At 64.4% G+C, this 2,437-nt stretch carries 4 protein-coding genes; 2 read left to right on the top strand and 2 right to left on the bottom strand.

The window, feature by feature from the left end; all coding sequences use genetic code 11:
- Together J7E68_RS18985 and J7E68_RS18980 are read right to left on the bottom strand one after the other, a co-directional pair.
- A partial coding sequence (locus J7E68_RS18985) for a hypothetical protein (protein ID WP_215175101.1) occupies positions 1–299 on the bottom strand: 299 nt, incomplete at its 3' end.
- 31 nt (positions 300–330) lie between these two features.
- Positions 331–678, bottom strand: coding sequence for a hypothetical protein (locus J7E68_RS18980; RefSeq protein WP_215175100.1), 348 nt, complete (start codon positions 676–678; stop codon positions 331–333).
- Positions 679–1,399: 721 nt separating this feature from the next.
- Between J7E68_RS18980 and J7E68_RS20210 the strand changes: the two genes are divergently transcribed.
- Both J7E68_RS20210 and J7E68_RS18975 read left to right on the top strand, forming a co-directional pair.
- Positions 1,400–1,534 carry a hypothetical protein gene (locus tag J7E68_RS20210; protein ID WP_285225713.1) on the top strand — a complete coding sequence of 45 codons (135 nt, stop codon included), beginning with the start codon at positions 1,400–1,402 and terminating at the stop codon, positions 1,532–1,534.
- A gap of 255 nt (positions 1,535–1,789) precedes the next feature.
- Entirely contained in the window at positions 1,790–2,218 is a 429-nt protein-coding gene (locus tag J7E68_RS18975; protein WP_215175099.1) for a hypothetical protein, read from the top strand.
- Positions 2,219–2,437 lie beyond the last annotated feature (219 nt).

Below are 2,437 nucleotides of genomic sequence, written 5' to 3'. Positions count from 1 at the left end.
CCACCGAAAACGAGCGTTTCCGGTGGCTGGGGGGGATCGCCCTGGTCAACGTCACGACACGCCGAGGATCGACCCACCGTAACCCCCTGCCGAAACCAGTAGCGCCGAAACCGATGGTGTAGCGTTTCCGGCTGGCCAATCCGAGCGGGTTCGGGCGAACCTGAAAGCGCACTCCAGACGCGAGCGTTGAACACCTGGAAGGTGACGCCATCCTCGTGCTGCCAGTGGGAGGCGATGCCGAGCGAGCGCTTCGTCAGCTCGTCCCGGAAGGTCTCGATGTCGTCTTCCGTGAGATCCACGCGTGCTGCGACGAGCGGGCACGATACGGCGCTAGGCGCGGATGTTGATCCTGCACGCGAACGATGAGAAGTCGACGCTGCGGGGAAGAGCCCGACCAGCTTCACGATCGACCTGCCTGGGCGATCCGTGGTGGTCGCCGTACTCGGTGCCGGCGCGCATCATCTCGGCGACCATGTCCAGGCCCTGCAGGTGCTCCGGCGTCGGATAGATCGGTCGCTGCGCGGCCATGAGAGCGTCGTGCTCATCACAGAGACGCCGCTGGTCGACGCTGTAGATGGTCCTGATCTCCGAGAACGCGCGCTCGTTGTCGTTGATGACCTGACGCAGAGCAACCAGCTCGGCGGTGTCGTGCGGGGTCGTGCTGTAGATGAGAGCCATCGGTGTCTCCTCGAGGTCGTGTGTGGGTGAGCGTCGAGCGCAGGTCAGTCGATCTCGCCTGTCTTAGCGCGCGCTTGATCGCTTTCATCGACCGCCAAGGCCGACCCTTCAGCGCGTCGTCCTGCGTGATGACGAGAGCGCGGATGTGCCGGCCGGTCTTCTTGTCGATCGGTTTCTGTTCAGGCATGGGTCACTTACTCGGGGTCAGGAGGCGGTCGTGACGAGCGGAGCGGAGGCTCGCTGAGCAACTGAGGTTTGTGAGGTTGGAGACACGAAACCCCCGTAATCACGCGGATCGACGAGGACTCCGCATAGTGAGGTTTCTGAGGTTGGCGCGCGCGGCAGGGTGCGTATAGTGCCGCTCGGATGTGCTCGATTGCTGGGGGTCTCTGTCGAAGTGCCCCAGCAATCGAGCGCACAGGAGCGCAAGAAAACCGCGAGATTCCGCGGTAGTTCGATCGGGGGTCGTAAGCAGGGGCGACCCGCCCGGGCTTATGACCCCGCGCTGGCGCGTGGCTAGCCTCGAGCTGCGGCCGGAGGGAGCGCCCCTCCCTGAAGTAGCACCGGGATCTCGAGCTCCTGGTGCCCAAGGCTGACCGGGGCTCTCTGCCGAAGAGGAAGGCGGGCGGGCATCGGCCGGTCGCGAGCTGCAGTGGCCAGCTGACCGGATCCGTCGCGTGGGGGATGCTCACGGGCACACCGAGTCCGTAGCGTGAATCGCATGGATATCGCTTCGATGATCATGGGCGGCTCGATCGTTTCGATCGGGTGGATCGCGTTCTGGCCGTGGGCACAGCTGAAACGGCTTCGCGAGCTCGAGGCGACGGCGGCCGCAGACCCCGATCAGTCTTCGTAGCCGCATGGGCGCGGCGTGCCCGCGGCATCATCGTGTCGACGGATCCTCCAACCGGTCCATGAACGGCGGGGATGTCACGACTCCGGTCGTTCTCCCCGAAGTTCGCATCACACAGGTCGGCGTCGGATCACAGCAGGCGTACAGGCATGCGGAGGTCACTCACGCCACGATGACCACCCAGTCGTACTGCCAGTGGAAGTACAGTTCCCCGACACCAGGGACAACCTGGGGCATTCAGTGCCGATATCGGCTTTGATGAAGCGCATGAAGAAACCTGTGCTGTTCGGAGCGTCAGTGCTGATGATCGGGTTGCTCGCCGGCTGCGTCGCGCAACCGGACCGCACCCCGGAACTCAGCGAAACCGCGAACGCGGAAGACGCCCTGCCTGCGGAGGTGGACGAAGTGGGCGGGTTGCAGTTGGACGAGTCCACCGTTCGCTTCGCGGGCGACGAGGAGGGCTGGCGAGTGTTCATCGGTCGGTCCGCGGAGGTCGATGATGTGACCTCGTATTGCGTCGTAGCCGTCTCAGACGACGACGAGAGTCAGGGTCTGTGCGGGGACTCGCTTCCCGTTCGGGTGAACGTTCTGGATGGACCCTCGTTCTGGTTCACGGGTGACACGGGAACGACACCCGATGGATTCGAGCAGCTCTCACCGAGCGTGTACTGGAAGCCAGCGGAGTAAAGACCTGAGCCGCAAGCCGCTCAGGTGCGCACAAAATCCGCGAGATTCCGCGGAAGTCGGATCGGGGGTCATAAGCAGTGGCAACCCGCCAGGGCTTATGACCCCGTGCTGGCGCGCCGCTTCGCCTGCTCGATCAACTCGTCGATCGTCACGTCTGCGTCGACGTATGACTGTGGACTCCCAGGACTGCCGGCTCCCGTTCCCGGCCCTCGGGAGCCC

This window comes from Microbacterium sp. ISL-103 (genome assembly GCF_018613995.1).
Classification (GTDB): domain Bacteria; phylum Actinomycetota; class Actinomycetes; order Actinomycetales; family Microbacteriaceae; genus Microbacterium.
This window is presented reverse-complemented; position numbering and strand designations above follow the sequence as displayed.